Origin of the sequence: Intrasporangium calvum DSM 43043 (assembly GCF_000184685.1) — a bacterium.
GTDB classification, from domain to species: domain Bacteria; phylum Actinomycetota; class Actinomycetes; order Actinomycetales; family Dermatophilaceae; genus Intrasporangium; species Intrasporangium calvum.
This window is the reverse complement of the sequence record NC_014830.1, coordinates 350778-370024: the sequence shown is the minus strand read 5'-3', so window position 1 is coordinate 370024 and position 19247 is coordinate 350778. Positions and strand designations below refer to the sequence as shown.

Here is a 19247-nt window from a genome sequence, read left to right as displayed (position 1 = left end):
TCGTCCTGGGCCCCAGGGCACAAAGCACAAGGCCCCGACCGGCGTTTCCGCTGGTCAGGGCCTTGTTCTCTGTCTCAACACAGAGCGCACCCGAAGGGATTTGAACCCCTAACCTTCTCATCCGTAGGAGTTCGATCACCCCGAACGGCGCCGACACGGCACGACTCGTACCCCACCGGCGGACGGCGTTTGTGCAGGTCAAGGCCTTGCAGGCATAACGAGTAGGGTCCAGACTCATCGTTACGCAACCGACATGACCCGCCATCTCTGGGTCCATCATTGGGCCCACAGACCACTCGCGAGCAGGCCTGACACGAGGCTCGGGCGCGCCGTGGTTCTTCTGCCCTCGCCGGGCCGTGTACTAGTCCACCACCGCGAGCTCTCCCTCCACGTAGGGCAGCACCTTGGCTCGTGGCATCTCCAGGTAGAGGAGCGGCTCCGACGGTATGGGATGTTCGCGCGGCACCTTGACCGTCGCGGACTGTCCGCCGATATCGACATGACACACCCGGGTCGGACCATGGTCGCGAACGGAGTGCAAGGTGGCCGGCAGCGTGTTGGGGCCGGAGCGCTGCACCAACCGCACGTACTCGGGGCGGATGCCGAGCTGGAACCGCGCGCCGGCACGGACCGGAGGAGCCCAAGCCGGCGTGACCGGGACTCCGGCCACCGTGGCGGCCGAACCGTCCCACGCGGCATCAAGGTAGTTCATCGCGGGCGATCCGACGAAATACCCCACGTACGTGGACCGAGGGCTCTCGAACAGCTGCTCCGGTGTTCCTTGCTGCATGATCCGGCCATGACGCATGACCAGGACCTCCTGGGCGAAGCTCATGGCCTCGTACTGGTCGTGGGTGACGTAGATGACCGTCGGCTGGAACTGCTCGCTGAGCTCACGGATCTTGCGTCGCAGGGAGAACTTCAGCTGGGGGTCGATCACCGTGAGCGGCTCATCCATCAGGACGGCCGCGACGTCGTCGCGCACGAGTCCGCGGCCCAGTGAGATCAACTGCTTCTCGTCCGCGCTCAGGTGGCGGGCGGCCCGGTCCAGCCGGTGCGAGAGGCCCAGGGCCTCCGCGACAGACCCCACGCGCGTGTCGATCCTCGGCTGCTCCCAGCCGCGGCACTCGAGGGGAAAGGCGAGGTTGTCCCTCACAGACATGGATCTGTAGATGACGGGGAACTGGAACACCTGTGCGATGTTCCGGTGCCTCGTCGGCCGCGCAGTGACGTCGACACCGTCGAAGCTGACCCGTCCCTGGCTCGGCCGAATCAGACCGGAGATGATGTTGAGCATCGTCGTCTTGCCGCAGCCTGACGGGCCCACTAGGGCGTACGTCTTGCCGGAGTCGAACGAGAGGCTGAGGGGCTTCAACGCCCAGTCCTCGGAGCCGTCGCCGCGCGAGTATGCGTGGCCGACATCGGTCAGGTCGATCCGTGCCATGTCATCAGAACCTCTCGTTGGTCTCAGGAGCGACGCGCAGGCGTCCGTCGGGGCCGAAGACGAACAGTCGCTCTGCGCGCAGCTCGACCCGCTCCGGGTCCCCGATCGCGAGATCATGGATCCCCTCGGCCCTCATCACCAGGGCGGCATCGCCGACACTGAGGTGCACGAACGTCTCCGAACCGGAGATCTCGACGAACGTCACCTCGCCTGAGACCGGGCTGCGGCTCGAAGGACGGATGTCTGTCGCTCGCAGCCCGAATCGGTACGGCCCGTCGGGCAGACCCGCAAGGTGCGCGGGGCAGTGGATCTCCGCGAGCCCCCCGAACGAGATCCAGTCCCCGGCCACGACCCCGTCGAAGAGGTTCATCGGCGGGTCGTTGATGATCCGGGCCACGTCGGTGTTGAGAGGCCGCTCGAACACCTCGGCCGGAGCCGCGACCTGCAGGACACGGCCCTCATGCATGACGACGACCTCATCGCCGAGCATCAGTGCCTCGGTGGGCTCCGTGGTGGTGTAGACCACGATGGCGTCACCGACCCCCGAGAACAGCCCGCGGAGGTCCTCGCGCAGTTGCTCCCTGAGCTTGTAGTCGAGGTTGACGAGCGGTTCGTCGAGCAGCAGGATCCGGGACCGTCTCGCCAGGGCCCTGGCGAGTGCCACTCGCTGCTGCTGACCGCCGGACAGCTGGCGCGGCCTGCGGTGGGCGAATGGCGTCAGACCCACCTTCTCGAGGTTCTCCTCGGCGCGCTGGCGCACCTCGGCAGCATCGAGGCCCGCCCGTTTGAGGGGGAAGCAGACGTTGTCCATGACCGAGAGGTGCGGGTAGTTGATGAACTGCTGGTAGACCATCGCGGTGTCCCGCTTCCACGGGGGCACGTCCTGCATGTCCGCGCCGTCGAGCTCGATGCGGCCGGTGTCTACCGGACTGAGCCCGGCCAGCGCTCGGAGCAGCGTGGTCTTGCCCGCGAGAGTGCGACCGATGATCGTGTAGATCCGTCCCGCCTGGAAGTCGAGGTCGATCGAGTCCAAGTGGGCGGCCCCGTCGACGGCGAGCGACACCCCGGTCAGCGTCAGGCTCATCGGACCGCCCCCGACAGGTTCCCCTTGGAGAGGTAGCGCTCGACCATGATCGCGAGCAGGACCAGCGGCGCCACGCCGAAGAGCGAAGCGGCCGAAAGGGTCCACCAGGGCGGGATGGAGGAGTTGAGGGCCACGACCGCCTGGGGCAGCGTCTGCACCTCGGTGAATGTGAGGCGGAAGGCGAAGAAGAAGTCGTTCCACCCGAAGACGGCGCAGAACATGGCCGCCACGGTCAGTCCTGGTAGGGAGTTGGGGAGGATGGCTCGCGTGAACGCTCCGAGTGGCGTGCAGCCCTCGAGCATCGCCATCTCGTCGATCTCCTTGGGGATGTTGTCGAAGAAGTCGACCATCACCCACACCGAGATCGGCAGGAGCAGTGACACGGTGACGATGACGAGACCGGGGATGGAGTCGAGCAGACCTCCGAACTGCAGGAGGAAGAAGAATGGGATGACGAGCACGATCGGGGGCATGATGCGCTGGGAGACGAAGAAGAACACGATGTCCGGGTTCTTCATCGGGCCGAACCGGTACGTATAGCGCGACAGACCATAGGCCGCGAGCGAACCGAGGATGAGGGCGACCACGGATGCACTGACCGTCACGATCAGGCTGTTCAGGAAGGGCTTGATGACATCGACGCCACCGGCTCCGCCGAAGATGTTGCGCCAGGCGAGGGTGGTCGGCCGGTACTGCACCCACGGCAGGTAGGTGGCTCCGTGCTGGACGCCATTGTCGTCCTTGAAACTCGTCGTCAGTGCCCAGAGGAACGGCCCGGCCACGAAGCAGGCCCAGACGGTGATGAACGCGTACTTGAAGATGGGGTAGAGCCGGGGCATGTCAGTCCACTTTCGTCCGGAAGGCTCGCACGAGCAGGGCGGAGACGATGGTCAGCGTGACGATCATCAGCACCAGGTACGTGATGGACAGGGCTCCCGAGTAGCCGGTCTGTTGCTCCTTGAGGCCCCGGATGTAGAGGTAGTAGCCAGGTGTCTCGGTGGCCGAGCCGGGGCCGCCCGAGGTGAGGACGTAGATGGAGTCGGACATCTTCGACGCCTCGATGAGTCGGATGATCAGGGCGGTGACCGATACGGGCGCCATGAGTGGCAGGGTCACCTTGAAGAACGTCCGCACCGGGCCCGCGCCGTCGATCGCCGCCGCCATGAAGGGCTCATGGGGCAGGCTGAGCAGGCCGGCCAGGAGCAACAGGAACATGAACGGGGTCCACTGCCACACCTCGACCGTCATGAGCGAGACGTAGGACGGGGTGCTCGAGGTCAGCCACCCCACCGGGTCGAGGCCGACGCGGGTCAAGACGTCGTTCACCGGGCCGAGGGACTCGTGGAAGATCATCTGCCAGATGGCCGCCATGACGACCGGAGTCGTCATCATCGGCACTAGGAACAGCACCCGCAGGAAGCGGCGGCCCCTGACGTCGCGCCACACGGCGAGAGCCAGAGCGAAGCCGAGAAGGTACTGCAGGGCCACGCTTCCACCCGCCAGGACGAACAGGTGAAGGATCGATGCCCGGAACCGCTCGTCCTGCAGCATCCGGGCGAAGTTGGCTCCGCCGATGAAGTCGAGCTCTGGGCTACTGACGTTCCAGCTGGAGAAGCTGACGCGGATCGTGAACAGGAGGGGGAAGATGATGATGAAGAAGAGGGTGAGCAGGCCGGGCAGCAGGAAGACGGCCTTGTACCGCCGAACGGACGTCATCGGTCCTCCTTCGCTGTGTAGAAGGGCAGTGGTGTGAACGGGCTGGCGGCCGGTGGGCGGCGCGTCGAGCGCCGCCCACCGGGTTTGGTTAGCCCACGTTGTCCTCGAGCTTCACCACGTTGCGGTAGGCCGCCTGGACCTTGTCCTTGCCCACCTGCGTGGTGATGTCGGTCCACTCCTTTGCGACGTCGTCCAGGGCCTGCTGCGAGCTCTTTTGTCCGGCAAGTGCGGACGCGACACCTGCCGCGAGTGAGGACATGTACTGGTTGACTCCGGGCACGCGCAGGTCGAAGACCCGGTTGGTGTTCTTCTCCATGTCGGCGAAGGTCTTGACGTACGTCTCAGCGGTCGCCGTGCTCCAGCCCTGCTTCTCCCAGAACGCGGCGTCGAAGTGGGAGTTGCGGTAGGGATTCACCCCGAAACGGCCGATGGTGAGGTCGAGCGAGGTGTTGGCCTCGTTGCTGAAGAAGCAGAGGAAGTCGAAGGCCGCCTGCTGGTTCTTGCTGCTCTTGGCCACGGCCGAGGTCCAGCCCCAGGTGAAGTACGGAGCTTGGTTCGGCGTGCTGGGCTTGTCCCAGCTGTTCGTCTTCCTGTTCCAAACCTCGGCAGAACCGGGCAGCTGTGCGGCAGCGACCTTGTTGCGGATGCTGCTGTTCTCCTGCTGGGCCTGGATGAAGGCGTCGTCCCACGAGTAGGACATCGCAGCCTGCCCGCCACCGAATGAGAGGATCTCGTCGCCGAGCCCGAAGTTTGCGCCGCCCGGCGGCCACGTCGACTTGGCTGCCTTGAACATGTCGAGCGCCTTGACGAATCCGGGTGTGTTGATGAGCGGCTTCATCGTCTCCACGTCGAAGAAGAATCCGCCCTTGACGTCCGCGTTCTTGGCATAGGCGGCGGCCCGGCTGATGAATGCCGAGAACATCAGGTCGTCGCGCTTGGTGACCTCGGCGCTGCCGTACCCCTTCCTTCCACCCGGGAAGTCCCTTCCCGTCAGGAACGTGGCGACGCGCTGGTACTCCTCCCACGTCTTCGGGATCTCCAGCGTCTGACCGGTTGCGGCCTTGTAGTCAGCCTGGTTCTTCGGGTCCTCGAGGAGGTCGGTCCTCACCTTGAGGTAGTGGCGGTCTCCGTCCACCGGGTACTGCACGACCGTGCCGTTCCACGTCGCCACGTCCATGAACGCCTTGCTGACGTCCTTCATGCCCGAGGTCTGCAGGTAGTCCTGCGGCACAGGCGCGAGGTACGGCGCCATGTCTCCGATCCATAGTGAGGGGTAGAACATCACGTCGTACGCGGCTTGGCCGGCCTGCAGGGGCGTGAGGATCTTCTGGTACAGCTCGCCGAAGGGGACATTGACGACGTCGACCTTCGCGCCTGTGATGTCGTGGAACTGCTTGGCGTGCAGCTGGGCGGGTTCGCCCATGACGGGCACGGCGTTGGCGATGACCTTGAGGGTCACGTCCGAGTAGTCACGCTTGCTGATCGACTCGTAGCTGCACTTGCCGGGCACGTCCTTGGTGGTCGTGCTCGGGTAGTCCGAGCCGTATTTGGCGTAGCTGATGTCCGAGCCAGAGCCGAACATCGCCGTCTTGTCCGGCTTCTGCGTCGTCTGGCTGCCACCGCCGGTGCACGCTGCGGTCGTGACGGCGATCCCAACGACAATGCCCAGAGCCGCCTGGGTCCTTCGTGACTTCATTGATGCTCCTTTGAGTCCGTAGGCCGTCACGGGACGAGAATCGCCCGGCCGCGGACCAGGCCCGCGTCGAGGTCGTCCAAGGCCTTCTGGAAGTCGGACAGCGCGTAGCGCTGGGTGTGCAGGCGAACCCGGTCCTCCGCTGCGAGGACCATCAACTCGACGAGGTCGTTGTACGACCCCACGAGATTGCCGATGAAGTTGATCTCGGTGGAGATCACGTCGATGGTGGGAACGCGGATCTCGCCGCCGTAGCCAATGACGTAGTAGTTTCCGGCGCGGCGCAGCATCTGGACCCCGTCCTCAACAGCGCCCCCTTCCCCGACGAAGTCAAGGATGGCCTCGGCGCCATTGCCTTGGGTGAGCTCCTGGATGGCTTCGACCTGGGTGCCGTCGGCGCGCAGGGTCACGTCGGCACCGAGCTCGCTCGCGAGCTCGAGCGCCTCCGGCGACCGGTCGACGACGACCAGTCGTGCCGGCGAGAGGGCCTTGAAGACCTGGATGCCGATGTGGCCAAGCCCGCCGGCACCAATGGCAACGGCCGTGTCACCGGGCCGCAGGACGCGCGCGGCCTTAGCCACGGCGTGGTATGCCGTGAGGCCGGCATCCGCGAGCGCCGCGACGTCCGCCGGCTCGAGGGAGTCGTCAAGCCGGACGACCGAGCGGGCTGTGGTGCGCAGGTACTCGGCATACCCACCGTCGCTGTCGATCCCGGGGAAGGACGAGTTGACGCAATGCACGTCGTCCCCGGCTCGGCAGGCGCGGCAGAGGCCGCAGGTGGCCAGTGGGTGGAGGATCACCGGGTCCCCCGGCTTGACGTTCGTGACGGCCGACCCGACGGCCTCGACCCAGCCGGCGTTCTCGTGTCCGATCGTGTATGGGAGGGCGACTCCCGACTTCTCCTCCCACTGGCCCTCGATGATGTGCAGGTCGGTGCGGCACACGCCGGCACCGCCGATGCGTATCACGACATCGAGCGGGCTGCTCGGGGTCGGGTCCGGGACGTCCATCAACTGGGGCTGCTGCTCGTACCCGACGAGCCTGACTGCCTTCACCACGATCTCCTCTCACCGCCGGACAGGTCGCCGTGCGCGTGGGTCTAGGAGAGCGGAATCTGGCCAGATGCGTTGTCTCACAATGCGTCGCCGGGTGTCTCATATTGAGACGGGGGGCTGGTCAGGCGTACCGCAGGGGTGTGCAATGTCGAGCGCAGGCTGGATAACGACGTCCGCCAGCGCGAACAAGGAGCTCGTATGGCCGATTCAGCCATGGAGGTCGCGCGCGAGCAGTACCTCGCCGCTCAGGGGAGATCTTCCACCGTACGGCCGATGGTGATCGCCTCATGGCAGCGTTCGATCGGCCACCAGGTGAACATGACACGACTTGACGCACCCTTCGTCGAGGACCCGGACCTCGACACCCCGCTGGTCAAGGCGGCCTCCCCGATCCTCGAGGCGCTGCACGAGCAGCTGGCCAACGAGCCTGTCGCCACCATGCTCACCGACAAGAGCGGCCTCGTGCTCGAGCGCAGGGTCACGCACGAGGGCCTCACGACCCGGCTGAACCACGTCAGCCTCGCGCCCGGGCATGTGTACGCGGAGGAGTTTGTCGGCACCAACGGCATCGGCACCGCCCTCGCGAGCGCGAGGCCGACCGTCATCAGCGGGCCTGAGCACTACGTGGAGGAGCTCCGGTTCTTCCACTGTGCCGCGGTGCCGATCCTCCACCCCACCCGCAGGGTCGCGCTTGGGGCCTTCAACCTCACTGCCACCGTCGCCTCGGGCTCTGGGAGCATGGCACTGGCCCTGGCCGCCTCCACGGCCCGCCAGATCGAGCGCGAGCTCGCGCTCATCTCATCCCAGCGCGAGTACGTCCTGTTCGAGCGCTACCTGGAGACGTGTAGGGCGATCCGCCACACGCCGGTGCTCGCCTTCAACGCGGATGTTGTGATGATGAACGACCGTCTCCGGGCCTCGATCACCGGCGGGGACCAGACCGCTTTGCTCTCGCACGCCCGAGAGATCGCGCAGGACGGAAGCCTGGCCGATGGCAGGACGCTCATCCTCCCGTCGGGACTCGTCGTCGAGATCCGGCGTTCGCCCGTTGGGAACGACGAGGCCCAGGAAGCCGGTGAGGTGCTCCAGGTGCGTCTCGTGGGCCGTCCCCGCAGCTCAGTGAGGGCCCACCCGCCCCGGCGCATCTCGGGTCTGGTCGGCTCTGACCCGGCGTGGGTGAAGTCCGTCGCCGAGGCGGAGGCCGCCTACCGGGCACGCTCCTGGATCTGCATCTTCGGGGAGGCGGGCGCGGGGAAGGTCCATCTCATCGGAGCGATTCATCGCGCCCACGGGGGCACCCCCCCGCTGGTGCTCGACCCGCCGGTTGAGGAAAGCCCGGAGACCGAGTGCGCTTGGGTCGCCTCGCTCGCGCTCAGCGTCACCGACCCGGAGAACGTGGTCATCGTGCGCAACGCCCACTGGATGAGCGCCCGCCTGCGCACTCTCGTCGTCGACCAGCTCAGTCTCCGCTCGCCGGCGAACTCTGCCCGGATCGTCCTGACCGCGCAGGCGTCCGCCGTGGCGCCGGAGGACGAGCTGGTGACGTTGTGCGGCACCCACATCGACATTCCGCCCCTGCGTCACCGACACGATGACGTCCTGGCCCTGATCCGCTTCTTCCTCAGGCGGTATCGCCCGCACGAGGACCTCCACCTCTCGCCCGCCACCGAGCACGCCCTGCAGCGCTATCCATGGCCGGAGAACGTCCGGCAGCTCGAGCAGACCGTCCGGTTGCTCAGCAGGCGGCATACCAAGAGCACGATCGAGCCGACCGACCTCCCGCCGGAGTTCCGAGTGCAGGGGCGCAGCAAGCTCACGACGCTGGAGGAGGTGGAGCGCGACGCCATACTCAAGGGACTCGTCGAACATGATCGCAACGTGCTCCAGACGGCCCGGGACCTCGGGATCTCGCGAGCGACGATCTACCGGAAGATGCGAAGGTACGGCATCGACACGACGCGCCTCTGACGAACGTGAGGAAGAGGCCCGGGGCCCGGCTCTCGCACCTGGCCACCAGCTCGACAGAGGACTTCCTCGTCGCGGACCAGGACTACGCCGTCCTCGCGGTGCTCGGCGACGCCGTGGATACTGCGGCGCGGCGGTGGCCCGCCGCCAGCACTCCGGACAATCCGTCCGCGGGGCTGCTCACCACGTCGCGGCGACGCTCGCTCCGTCTGGGGTGATGGCCAGCAGGAGCAATCCTGCGACTAGGGCAACCGAGCAGGCCGCTGCGAACCGGACGTACAGCCCCTCCCAGAACTGTCGACCACCGACGCAGGGACCAGCACCTACCGCCGCATCGATCGCACTGGGTCCTCGTCATGGAAGAACCGCGAAGCACGCTCCCACACCGCACCGGACCACGCCCACAGGGTGCCATCCATCGCCGGGCACGATCACTGGCGCCGCCACGACGCGGGCGTCCGCTCATGCCGCGGACGTCGCGTGGGAACGGGACCCGTCTGCTGGCGCGACACAGGCTGACCTCAACGGGCCGTGCCCGAGAGCGGCACGGCGAGCTTTGGCGTGCCACACCGCATGTTGCGGCACGAATCTGCACTGCCCGAGGCGAGCTGGCCGAAGGGAGATCGGCTCGAGCATCTCAGGGCCCATGGGCCCAAAGATGAGCAGTGCTCACGGAGCGCACGAAGAAGCGGCCTGACCCGCGTTTCCGCAGGTCAGGCCGCCATCTACTGTCCCAACACAGTGCGCACCCGAAGGGATTCGAACCCCTAACCTTCTGATCCGTAGGAAACCGGACACCCCGACCCGGGCCGACATCTGACGACCCACGCCTCCCGCGGACGCGACTTTGCGCAGGTCACAGGGCTGCAGGCATCCCAAGTCGGGCCAAGACGCATCGTTACGCAACCGACATCGCGAGGCATCTCAGTGCCCATCTCAGGGCCCATCTCAGGGCCCACACCAGCGGCGCCGCTGGACCCGAGAGGCGACCCACTGACACTCGCTCACCTTCATCCAGACATGGCCGGCGATGGCCCACCCGCCCCGCTGACGCATCGAGGAGATGGCTTGACGGCCCGTCGACTGCCTGTCGGCCCTCAGTCTGTCAGAGGGTTGCCGGAGCGTCTGCGCCGGGGACTTCAGCGGCTCACCTCGGCTATCGCCTGCTCGACCATGCGCGTGGCCCACTCGACCGCCTTACTTGCATCCTTTCTGCCAATCGCGGGCGCGAGGTACTGGGCCTTCGTCTTCAACTTCAGCAGGCGGCTCATCGTCGCGGCCACGTCGGCGCCTTCCGGGCCTGCCGGCTTCAGCTCCGCGACGGCCTCGTGATGCTTATCGCCCTTCGTGGTGCGCCCGGTCAACTTGAGGCAGATGGCGTCCTTCGAGTTGATACCGGCGATAACAGCATGGGAGGTCGCGGCTGAGAAGAATTCGAGGTCCAGGTCAATCTCAGCCGCCTCGAGGAACTCTCGCGCCTTGTTCAGGTGGTCGCGAGCTTGCGTGAGCGCGCTCATCGAGCGCTCCGCCTGGAACGGAAGAGATGCCGGGGCTCTGGTCCGACCAGCTGGAGCGCGTCGTTGAGCAGTTCTTCGACGAGCCGATCCTTCCTGGCGCCCATGGCCGCCACCTCCCGCTCGTCGACCTCAAGTACCTCGAGGAGGTTGCCAGTCCAAGCCCGCACGCGCACCTCGAGGGAGTCCACCTGGGCACGCCAGCCTGGGGCACCCTCGTCGGTGCCGTCTGGGCGCACGAGGAACAGGTCGATGTCGCTGCCGGCGTGCGCCTGCCCTCGGGCGTACGAGCCGAAGAGTGCCGCGGCGACAGCCGGATGGTTCCAGCTGCCGATCTCATCACGGATCCGGCGCGTCAGGGTGGCGTTCGCCGTCACCATGGCCAGCAGTGGCTCGGCGAGCAGGTGCTCCCGGTTGAGTCGGTACAGCGTGGCCGAGCCGGCGGGCTGGGCGGTGACCAGCCCGTGCTCTACGAGCCGGTTTAGCACTGCTTGTATGCCCGGGCGGCTGCCCCGGCGAACGAGCGAGGCGATGCCCCGGCCGGTCAGCGGGGTGTCGGTGCGGGCAAGCACGGTCAGCGCATCAGCATCGAGCGTCGGCGCAACCGTGCTCAAGGGCTGGGATAAGTCCACGCAATCGAGAATGGCAGAAATACTTACCGCGCGGCAACTATATCTCCCACAGAGAAGGTATTGCAGCCATTCACTCGCGTCGGGCCGTACCCCACCGGGAGATGGCGTTTGCGCAGGTCAAGGCCTTGCAGGCATCCCAAGTCGGGTCCAGACCCATCGTTACGCAACCGAGATTGCGAGGCATCTGAGGGCCCATCTCAGGGCCCATGTCAGGGCCCATGCGCGTGGTACCGAGTGACCACGTGACGGTCTAGAACGCTCGAGTCTCCGCTGGCAAACCAGAGTGGAGTCCCCGCGTCACTCCGGCCAGAATGATGCGGCTCGCAGAGCCGCGATCCGGTCAGGGTAGACCGGCATGCGGCACATCCACCCGCACGGCTCGGATCTCTGCTTCGCGAGCCGCGCTGCGCGCGTGCTCGTCGAAATCCGGCGCGCAACTGAGGAAAAGGGTGCGCCCGTCACTGCCACCGAGCATGCAGGCGAACACCCCGCTGCCCGGCATGATCTCCTCGAGGATCTCACCGCCTTCGGCGACCCGGCAGACACGACCGCCGACCGCGTCGGCAACCCAGAGGCACCCTTCCGCATCGAGGCAACACCCATCCGGGGCTAGGACGGCCTGCGGCACCGCCTCGGCGACTACCCGAGAGGTGGGCAGGTCACCGAACCTCGCCCAGTCGCGGCGCTCGCCGAGTCGACCATCGGACTGGATCGTGAACGCGCTGATGCGGTTTCCGAACGTCTCATCGACGATGAGAGTGCCCCCGTCGCCCGTGACCACACTGCCGTTGGGAAACCACAGGTCATGTGCCACTTCGGTCACGGAGCCGTCGGGATCGATCCGTAGCAGGCTCGCAGTCTCCACATCTGCCCCGCCCATCAGGTCGAACCCGAAGTTGCCCAGCCAGCATCGACCCTCGCCGTCCACCACCATGTCGTTCGGATGGCCTGTGACGGCATCGGTGACGTCGGCATGCACGACAACGCTGCCGTCGGATTCGCGGCGCATAACCTTGCGGTCCTTCATCGACACGAACACCAGCCGGCCGTCCGGCAGCCAGCCGAGGCCGGATGGCTGGGCCGGTACCTCGACTTCGGTACGCAAGTCCTCGCCCGCCTCGGTCACCGAATAGATCGCATCGGTGTAGAAATCGGCAAACCACAGCCGGCCCTCATGCCATCGTGGGCACTCGGTGTAGGACATCCCGGAAATCACGCTGTGGACAGCCCGCTCGGTCATGCCGTTGATCCTAGCCACCCGTGTGACCTGCGCATTGAGTAACGGCGCGCAGTGTCGTGCCGCAGGCTGGTGTCCTGCCGCCACACGTGCCCGCACCCGGCGCACCGGTAGCGACGGATCGTCACCTCCAGCATGGTGGGACGCCAGCCCAGCGGCTCGTGCGCCAGCCGCCGCACGACGGTGTCGCGTGGGAGGCCCTCGCAGCCGCAGCGGCGACACCACTGATCGGGCTCGACCACACGGCAGGCCAGCACGGCGCGATCCGGCTCGAGTCGTTGCCCCGTCACCACCAGCCCGAGCCCATCGAGGCGAGCGAGGGTGGTCAGGGCAGGGGAAGCGAAGGTAGCGTCAGACACGTCGAGGTCTTCCAGATGGGCAGTGTGAGAACTCCCATCATCGGAAGACCTCGACCCCTACTCAGGCACCGACGCGCCGACCATCTCTACACCCTCGATTGTGATGAGCCGCTTTGAGCCTCGGCATCGCCGGAACCTCCGCCGCTTCAGCCGCAACGCTCAACGCCGGCAAACGGCAACAGCTACGAAGTCGTCCCAGACGGGATGACCTGGCACCAGGCCCGCTCCGCGGCCGCGGAGCGTACGCAGGGTGGTCCGCTCTGCGCAGGCCACCTCGCCACGATCACGACGGCTGACGAGCAGGCCTTCCTCTTCAGCACCTTCGGGGAGGGTCTCCACACGACGTGGCTGGGCGGCTACCAGACGGACGGCGCGACCGAGCCAGCGGGTGGCTGGACGTGGATCACCGGCGAAACCTGGGGCTACACCAACTGGCTCCTGGGCGAGCCCAACAACTCCGGGGGCGAGGACGCCCTCGCCTTCCTGGGCACAAACGGAAAGTGGAACGACGCGCCCGAGTTGTACAACTACGGCGCCTCGGGTGGCTACGTCGTGGAGTACGAGGGCCGTCAGGTCGCGATGACATCAAGCCCGGAAGCGACGACAACAGCATCAACGACGACGGCAACGGTGTCATCCCGGTGGCCATCCTCACCACGGCCGCGTTCGACGCGTCCACGGTCGACCCCGCCACGGTCGCTCTCGATGGCGCCAGCGTCCAAATGAAGGGCAAGAGCGGCCAGGCCGGGTCACTCCAGGACGTCGACGGCGACGGGGACCTCGACCTCGTCGTGCAGATCGAGGACACCGACGGCACCTACTCGTTGGGTGACGCCACGGCGTACCTGACGGCGAAGACCTACTCCGGTGAGAACGTCAAGGTTCCGACGCGATCCGAATCGTCCCCGCCACCAGCTGAGGACACTCATGTCGGAGCCCGTGCCTCACGGCATACGGCTGGGACCTGAAGTGAGGGGGCGTCAGCCCTTGTGGATCTGGATCGAGCCGCCCGCGCTCGCGGTCGTCGGGTCGGCCGTGTCGCCGCCACCGATCTGGTTGTCGTAGACGATCGTGTCGTCCGCGGTCTTCCAGATCTCGATCCGGAACGTGTCCGGGCTGCCGTCGGTCGCGGTGAGCATGAAGCCGTAGCCGCTCGCGTCGTTGACGGTGCCGGTGCCCTTGTACTGCGCCTTGTCGCCGGCGACGACGAGCCACTGGTAGTCGTCGGAGTGGAAGTTCAGGTTGCCGGCCGTGAACTGGAACTCCGTGCTGCCGGTTGGGGCGGTCGCGTTCTTCTTCTACGACACGAAGCCGAAGCTCGGGCGTCCGGACAAGCTGGCTCGGTCGGGCAGTGGCGCCGGCCCGCCCGGGATGGGCGAGCCGTCGCCGTGCCGCCACCGACGCCGCCGCGCCGGGTCAGTTCAGGCCGAAGGCGTACAGCTTGTTGTTCGCCGTGCCGAAGCCGAAGTTGCTGTAGCCCGAGCCCCAGTAGACCATTCCGTTGGAGATGGCCGCCCCGGACAGGCACGAGCCACCGCTCTCGAACGACCACAGGATCTCTCCGGTAGCGGCGTCGAGCGCGTACATGTACCCGTCCGCGTCGAGCGCGCAGCCGAAGACGACGCCGTTGGCCGTCGTGGCCGGCCCCGACGTGCTGCCGCCGTGGGTGGGACGCGTCTGCCAGAGGATCGCCCCGGTGGACGGGTCGAGCGCCGACCAGACGCCGCTCGTGTCTCCGGACCCGTCCGGGAACTCGACGAGGTTGCTGTTCGCGTTGGCCGTGTAGATGCGCCTGCCGTCGACCGCCGAGCCCCACTGGAGCCCGCCGGCGGTGCCGCCCGGTCCAGCCTGGGTCTCCCACACGACCGCCCCGGTGTCGGGGTCGAGCGCCCAGTACTGGCCGCTCTTCTGCCCCGCCCCCAACAGCTCGCGCCCCTTGGCCGGCCCGCTCGCGACCTTGAAGAGCGCCGGCGCCTGGCCGAAGTCGTAGTCGGGCCCGGCCGGTGACGGGCAGTTGGAGGGGTTGCCGAAGATGCAGGAGACGGTCCAGGCGTCGTAGGAGATTGCGTGAGTGGCCCACTTGACCGCGCCCGTGCGCATGTCGAGTGCGACGATCGAGTCGAAGAGATCCTCCGGTGGGAGGCAGGCACGCTGCGCTACGGGGTCGGTTCCGGCCGCGGCCACGCAGTCAAGCACGTCCTGCGGGACGTCGTAGTTGTTCCCCGTCGCGATGTAGACCGTCCCGCGCTTGGGATCGACGGCGGGGGAGCTGCCCCAGACCGCGACGCCGGGGAAGTCCTCGGGTGTCATGTACGTCTTCCAGAGGATGCTGCCGGTGGCGAGATCGAGAGCCACGAGGCTGCCGCGGAACGTGCAGCAGTCGTAGCCGGGGACGAGGGCGGAGTACGCCTCCTCCTGGGACGCGACGCCCACGTAAACCACGCCGTCGAAGATCGTCGCTGACTGGGTGATGATCGCCCCCGGGTTGCTGTCCACCTGGGTCACCCAACGCGCCGCCCCGGTGGCCTTGTCGAGAGCGATGACGCGCCCACCGCCTCCAAAGGGTCCTTGGTCCCCGACGACGAGCGTCGTGTCGGTGAACGCCGGCGTGGCTCGAGCCTTGTTCCCGGGCACACCGGTGATGTCGGGGATCGACGCCTGCCAGGCGACCTCGCCAGTCATCCGGTCGACGGCGTAGAGGTTGCCCGCCCAGTCGGGCACGTAGACGCGCGTGCCGTCCACGGCGGGCGTCGCCGAGACGTCTCCACCCGCCGTGAGGACCCACTTCGGCGTGAGGTCCCCAACCGTGCTCGGCGAGATCTTCGTCTCGCTCGCCGCGTTCCTCGTGTTCGACCGGTCACCGCCGGCCGAGTTCCAGCCATTTCCTCCCGGAGCGGCTGCCGCCTGCCCGACCATGAGCAGGGCCCCCGATACCCCTGCGACCAACGCCAGTCGTGCACGACGCATGATTCTGACCATCTCTGCTCCTCGTCTGGAGACGACCACAAGGGGCCGTCGAGTCACCCCCTGATGGACGAGACGAAACTAGACCTGTGAGATGCCTCACACCCGGGCTTTCGGGCGAACTGGTTCTGAATCCGTGGGAGGCATGCCGCGAATCGGGTCAAGCCACGCGGAGTCCCTGCCCTCAGCGGCGTGTGGGTCAAGCTCACCTCACTGCGGACGCCGGTGTCACTGGGAGCCAGCTCGGCGGCATACGGCGTGGGTATGGGGAGGGGCCGGCGCTCGCGCACCGCCCCCTCCTTTCGTGCTGCGAGCGTCTGGGGCAGAGTTCCGCAGCGCGGCCGCCCAGACACGAGATGCCGTCCACCTTGGGGGATCCGTTTGCGGTTCAACTGGACCCTTCGTTCAGGCGGCTCGCCAGCGCAGCCTGCTGTCGGTGGCGGTGGTGGTGCAGCGCATCAACGTCCCAGTGGTGGTGTAGCCGTACCAGCCGCTGTAGGTGCTGGCGCAGAAGGCGCCGGGGGTGACGGGGTCGGGGAAGAGCTTGCCGGGAGGGCACTCCCAGTTCATGGCCGCGATGTCCGAGACGACCGCGGTGCCGCCGAGGACAGCGGTCTTGCCTGGGGCCAGGGCGGCCACCGAGTCGTGGATCGGAGCTGGTGCGCACGCCGCGGCGGTCACGTACTGGGGCGCGCCGAGGCGCCCTGCCAGAGCGGCCCCGGCGAGCGCATCGGGGAAGTTCGTGCCGGTGGCCAGGAACATGGTGTCGGTGGATCCGGTGGGGAAGTAGGCGTTGTTGATGAGCGCGGCGGTGGCGTACCGGTCGGAGCCTCCGTACCGGGTGACGGTCAAGCCGAGGCTCTGCAGTTGAGTGACGATGCCGGTGGAGACGACGGCGGTGCCGCCGGCGACGGTGACGTGTCGTACGCCCAGCCGGGTCAGGGCGCTGAGGGTGTCGCTGGTGACGGTGCTGCGGGTTCCGTCGACGAGGATCACGGGGGCGTCGACCTTGCCGGCCGCGCCGGTCGCAGCGAGGGCGTCGGGGAAGGATCGTCCGGTGGCGATCATCGCCGTGGCGGCGGAGGCGAAGGTGCTGTTGACGATGTTCAGGCCGGTGGCGTACCGGTCGGCGCCGTCGTAGCGGGTGACGGGGGCGATCGTTGCCAGTGTGGTGGCAACTGCGGAGGAGACTGCTGCGGTTCCGCCGAGCAGGTAGATGCGTGCCGGGTTCAGTCGGGTGATCTCGGTCTTGACCGCGCTCGGCAGCGCCGTCGGGCTGGTTAGCAGCAGGGGGCCGCCGACCTGGGCGGCGGCGGCTGCGGCGGAGAGCGCGTCGGGGAAGTTCGTGCCGGTAGCGACGTACACGGCGGGCACTCCCGGGGCGTAGCGCTGTGAGACCTGGATGGCTGTCTCGTACCGGGTGGCTCCCGCGAGGCGGGTGATCCCATCCGGGAAGCCGGTCACCGCGCCGCCCGCCGGGGTGGTGGTGCTCACCTGCTGGGTCGGCAGGGTGACGATGGTGTCGCCGCAGGCGCCGGAGAGCATCGCGACCACCGCTGCCTCCTCTGCGGGGTCGATGGACAGCGACCAGCGGTACTTCACCAGTGCCCAGTCGATGACGTACTGGCACTGGAACGGGATGTACGGCGGTAGCCACTCGGCGGGGTCCTGGTCGCCCTTGGCCTGGTTCACGTTGTCCGTGACGGCGACCAAGGCGTAGTCGACGTCGAGGTCGTTGGCGTACTGGGTGCGCTGGTCGGTGGTCCACGCCCACGCGCCGGAACGCCACGCCTCCGCGAGCGCGACCATGTGGTCAATGTCCACGTCGGCCGGGTCCGTCCACGTCGCGGCGTCGTACGGGGACAGCCAGGCGCCCCCTGAGAGGCTGCATCCCGCGCCGACGGTGACCTGCGTGGTGGACTCGGCGATCAAGACCTCGTAGCGGGTGTTGCAGCCGTCGCGGTCCGCGTCGATCCAGAGCGGGAAGTAGTCCCGGCTGTAGTCATGGGCGCCGTCCTCGGCCTGGACGCTCAGCATCGCCGGCAAGCTCGCGGCCGTGACGGGAGCGGCCTGGACCGGCGGGGCCGCCGCCACGGCGGCCGCGAACGAGACGACGCCCGCGGCGAGGAACGATGTCAGCCTTGACCAAGGGTGCATGAGCAGGCTCCCGCCAGAGAAACCACGGCAACCGCCCCCAGCACTGCACCGGCGGACTCAGCGGGCCGCGGTACATGGACGGTAGGCCGCGTACGCACCCGATGAGACACGAATCGGGAAATCTATGGTGCGGGTCACGTGGCCGTAGGTCTCGGAGTTCTACGCCCCGAGGATTCCATCGCATGGTCCGAAACGGGGCCAGCTACGCCGTGCCTCGGCCCGCGCGGCGGGGTCACGAACTCCTGAACTGCACGCCGTGACGCGGCTGCACCTCCCCACCTTTCTCAAGCGCCTGACTTCGGGAGGCCGGCGCGAAGCCGGCCAGCCGACACGCGGCTACTTGACACTTTCGGTAGGACCGGTGTCCGGCCAGACTCGGTCCAGGTGCCCGGCGGGAAGCTCTCCAAGCGGCCGCCCACCAGCGTGATCGGTGTGGCTCTACATCGGTTTGCGTTCCCGCCGAGTGCCGCCCGTGAGGTGTGGCTCCAGAGGGCTCTGCCCAGCTCTCAGTAGCACTGCCCGCCTCGCGACCCCATGGAGGCCTACGACGGAGAGCGGGTGCTAGAGATGGTGTTCATCGGCGTCGATCCCCACAAGCTGTCGGCGACCATCGAGGTCGTCGACGACCGAGTGCTGGCCACGGGCCGGTTCGGCACCGACAGGGCCGGCTATGCCGCGATGCGCCGGCACGTCGCGGCCTACCGGGAGCGGGTCTGGGCGGTCGAGGGCAGCAACGGCGCGGGCCGGCCGTTGGCGCAGCGGCTGCTCGCCGACGGCGAGCACGTCGTCGACGTGCGGGCCAGCCTCAGCCGCCGAGCCCGAGCGCTCGACACCGGCCACAACCGCAAGACCGACGCCCACGACGCGCACGCCGTCGCCGTCGTCGCGGTCCGCACCACGGGGCTACGAGTCCTGGCCTACGACGTCGAGCTCGAGGCGCTGCGGATGCTGGTCGCCCGAAGTGAGTAACTGACCCTGCGGAGCAGATGCTTTCGCGTCTCGGCGTCCCGGATCTCTGGTGCGTCCTCTCATAGGGTGCCGGCGTGAGCTCTGACGAGACCGGAAGCATGCGCAAGCTGATCGAAGACGCACTCCCCCTCTGCCTCCGTGGCCGGCCCCGCGAGGACCTCGTGGCCATGTGCTTGAGGAAGCCTGAGAGCGAGGCGAACGACGCACTGCGAGCCGCGATCAACATCAACGGCAGCGACCGTGGCCACATCGCCAGGCGCGAGTCATATCTCGGGGTCGCCCGGAAGGATCTGACGACCCAGGACTTGCCCAGCGGCCACCCATGGCGGCCATCGAGGCCAAGGCCGTCACCAGCGCCGACGCCCTCGTCCCGGAGTTCCTCAGGTGGTTCCACCCCCAAGTGTCCGGCGGCGTGGCCAAGCTACGGCGGACCATCACCGGGGAACGCTTCTTCATCG

General features: G+C 67.4%; 17 protein-coding genes and 1 pseudogene. 5 read left to right on the top strand and 13 right to left on the bottom strand.

Translation table 11 applies throughout. From position 1 onward, the window contains the following. Window positions 1–361 precede the first annotated feature (361 nt). The 6 genes from INTCA_RS01760 to INTCA_RS01735 form a co-directional block, all read right to left on the bottom strand. Complete coding sequence (locus INTCA_RS01760; protein ID WP_013491215.1) at window positions 362–1444, bottom strand: ABC transporter ATP-binding protein; 1083 nt, start codon at window positions 1442–1444, stop codon at window positions 362–364. 4 nt (window positions 1445–1448) lie between these two features. Next, entirely contained in the window at window positions 1449–2528 is a 1080-nt protein-coding gene (locus INTCA_RS01755) for an ABC transporter ATP-binding protein (protein WP_013491214.1), read from the bottom strand. Continuing rightward, a complete protein-coding gene (locus INTCA_RS01750; RefSeq protein ID WP_013491213.1) occupies window positions 2525–3367 on the bottom strand; it encodes a carbohydrate ABC transporter permease in 843 nt (280 codons plus the stop codon). The genes INTCA_RS01755 and INTCA_RS01750 overlap by 4 nt, the downstream gene beginning before the upstream one ends. Before the next feature lies 1 nt (window position 3368). After that, complete coding sequence (locus INTCA_RS01745) at window positions 3369–4244, bottom strand: carbohydrate ABC transporter permease (RefSeq protein WP_013491212.1); 876 nt, start codon at window positions 4242–4244, stop codon at window positions 3369–3371. A gap of 88 nt (window positions 4245–4332) precedes the next feature. Continuing rightward, the gene (locus INTCA_RS01740) at window positions 4333–5940 is read right to left on the bottom strand and encodes an extracellular solute-binding protein (protein WP_013491211.1); all 1608 of its coding nucleotides are present in this window, start codon (window positions 5938–5940) and stop codon (window positions 4333–4335) included. A gap of 26 nt (window positions 5941–5966) precedes the next feature. Further along, window positions 5967–6992: an NAD(P)-dependent alcohol dehydrogenase gene (locus tag INTCA_RS01735; RefSeq protein WP_013491210.1), complete on the bottom strand. Its 1026-nt coding sequence runs from the start codon at window positions 6990–6992 to the stop codon at window positions 5967–5969. A gap of 318 nt (window positions 6993–7310) precedes the next feature. Here INTCA_RS01735 and INTCA_RS01730 point away from each other — a divergent pair, with 318 nt between their 5' ends. Then, window positions 7311–8960, top strand: coding sequence for a sigma-54-dependent Fis family transcriptional regulator (locus INTCA_RS01730; RefSeq protein ID WP_218916283.1), 1650 nt, complete (start codon window positions 7311–7313; stop codon window positions 8958–8960). A 5-nt stretch (window positions 8961–8965) separates the two neighbouring features. Further along, window positions 8966–9175 (top strand): hypothetical protein, encoded by a 210-nt coding sequence (locus INTCA_RS01725; protein WP_013491208.1) that lies wholly within the window; start codon window positions 8966–8968, stop codon window positions 9173–9175. Between the two features lie 921 nt (window positions 9176–10096). Here the strand turns inward: INTCA_RS01725 and INTCA_RS01720 are convergent. From INTCA_RS01720 to INTCA_RS18905, 4 genes and pseudogenes are all read right to left on the bottom strand, one after another. Further along, complete coding sequence (locus tag INTCA_RS01720) at window positions 10097–10474, bottom strand: HEPN domain-containing protein (protein WP_013491207.1); 378 nt, start codon at window positions 10472–10474, stop codon at window positions 10097–10099. Continuing rightward, a complete protein-coding gene (locus INTCA_RS01715; RefSeq protein ID WP_013491206.1) occupies window positions 10471–11103 on the bottom strand; it encodes a nucleotidyltransferase domain-containing protein in 633 nt (210 codons plus the stop codon). Before INTCA_RS01715 ends, INTCA_RS01720 begins: the two co-directional genes overlap by 4 nt. 340 nt (window positions 11104–11443) lie before the next feature. Beyond that, window positions 11444–12343: an SMP-30/gluconolactonase/LRE family protein gene (locus INTCA_RS01710; protein ID WP_013491205.1), complete on the bottom strand. Its 900-nt coding sequence runs from the start codon at window positions 12341–12343 to the stop codon at window positions 11444–11446. 65 nt (window positions 12344–12408) lie between these two features. Further along, window positions 12409–12699 (bottom strand): annotated as a pseudogene (locus INTCA_RS18905) (ISL3 family transposase); the annotation flags it as partial. A 204-nt stretch (window positions 12700–12903) separates the two neighbouring features. On the opposite strand from INTCA_RS18905, the gene INTCA_RS18475 reads away from it, so the two are divergent. Continuing rightward, window positions 12904–13425 carry a lectin-like protein gene (locus tag INTCA_RS18475; RefSeq protein ID WP_013491204.1) on the top strand — a complete coding sequence of 174 codons (522 nt, stop codon included), beginning with the start codon at window positions 12904–12906 and terminating at the stop codon, window positions 13423–13425. Beyond that, window positions 13422–13667 (top strand): hypothetical protein, encoded by a 246-nt coding sequence (locus INTCA_RS01700; RefSeq protein WP_013491203.1) that lies wholly within the window; start codon window positions 13422–13424, stop codon window positions 13665–13667. Before INTCA_RS18475 ends, INTCA_RS01700 begins: the two co-directional genes overlap by 4 nt. A 12-nt stretch (window positions 13668–13679) precedes the next feature. Here the strand turns inward: INTCA_RS01700 and INTCA_RS19735 are convergent, their stop codons facing one another. From INTCA_RS19735 to INTCA_RS18900, 3 genes are all read right to left on the bottom strand, one after another. Beyond that, window positions 13680–13838 (bottom strand): hypothetical protein, encoded by a 159-nt coding sequence (locus tag INTCA_RS19735; RefSeq protein ID WP_169312899.1) that lies wholly within the window; start codon window positions 13836–13838, stop codon window positions 13680–13682. Between the two features lie 277 nt (window positions 13839–14115). Continuing rightward, window positions 14116–15678: an outer membrane protein assembly factor BamB family protein gene (locus INTCA_RS01695; RefSeq protein WP_013491202.1), complete on the bottom strand. Its 1563-nt coding sequence runs from the start codon at window positions 15676–15678 to the stop codon at window positions 14116–14118. Between the two features lie 390 nt (window positions 15679–16068). Continuing rightward, on the bottom strand, window positions 16069–17820 hold the full coding sequence (locus INTCA_RS18900) for a cell wall-binding repeat-containing protein (protein ID WP_013491200.1): 1752 nt from the start codon (window positions 17818–17820) through the stop codon (window positions 16069–16071). 534 nt (window positions 17821–18354) lie between these two features. On the opposite strand from INTCA_RS18900, the gene INTCA_RS01685 reads away from it, so the two are divergent. Continuing rightward, a complete protein-coding gene (locus INTCA_RS01685; RefSeq protein WP_013491199.1) occupies window positions 18355–18789 on the top strand; it encodes an IS110 family transposase in 435 nt (144 codons plus the stop codon). Window positions 18790–19247 lie beyond the last annotated feature (458 nt).

Bases quoted from the DNA above. Each gene is read 5' to 3' on its own strand.
- INTCA_RS01760 (WP_013491215.1), bottom strand. From the start codon at position 1,444: ATGGCACGGATCGACCTGACCGATGTCGGCCACGCATACTCGCGCGGC.
- INTCA_RS01755 (WP_013491214.1), bottom strand. From the start codon at position 2,528: ATGAGCCTGACGCTGACCGGGGTGTCGCTCGCCGTCGACGGGGCCGCC.
- INTCA_RS01750 (WP_013491213.1), bottom strand. From the start codon at position 3,367: ATGCCCCGGCTCTACCCCATCTTCAAGTACGCGTTCATCACCGTCTGG.
- INTCA_RS01745 (WP_013491212.1), bottom strand. From the start codon at position 4,244: ATGACGTCCGTTCGGCGGTACAAGGCCGTCTTCCTGCTGCCCGGCCTG.
- INTCA_RS01740 (WP_013491211.1), bottom strand. From the start codon at position 5,940: ATGAAGTCACGAAGGACCCAGGCGGCTCTGGGCATTGTCGTTGGGATC.
- INTCA_RS01730 (WP_218916283.1), top strand. From the start codon at position 7,311: ATGACACGACTTGACGCACCCTTCGTCGAGGACCCGGACCTCGACACC.
- INTCA_RS01720 (WP_013491207.1), bottom strand. From the start codon at position 10,474: ATGAGCGCGCTCACGCAAGCTCGCGACCACCTGAACAAGGCGCGAGAG.
- INTCA_RS01710 (WP_013491205.1), bottom strand. From the start codon at position 12,343: ATGACCGAGCGGGCTGTCCACAGCGTGATTTCCGGGATGTCCTACACC.
- INTCA_RS18475 (WP_013491204.1), top strand. From the start codon at position 12,904: ATGACCTGGCACCAGGCCCGCTCCGCGGCCGCGGAGCGTACGCAGGGT.
- INTCA_RS01700 (WP_013491203.1), top strand. From the start codon at position 13,422: ATGAAGGGCAAGAGCGGCCAGGCCGGGTCACTCCAGGACGTCGACGGC.
- INTCA_RS19735 (WP_169312899.1), bottom strand. From the start codon at position 13,838: ATGCTCACCGCGACCGACGGCAGCCCGGACACGTTCCGGATCGAGATC.
- INTCA_RS01695 (WP_013491202.1), bottom strand. From the start codon at position 15,678: ATGGTCAGAATCATGCGTCGTGCACGACTGGCGTTGGTCGCAGGGGTA.
- INTCA_RS18900 (WP_013491200.1), bottom strand. From the start codon at position 17,820: ATGCACCCTTGGTCAAGGCTGACATCGTTCCTCGCCGCGGGCGTCGTC.
- INTCA_RS01685 (WP_013491199.1), top strand. From the start codon at position 18,355: ATGGAGGCCTACGACGGAGAGCGGGTGCTAGAGATGGTGTTCATCGGC.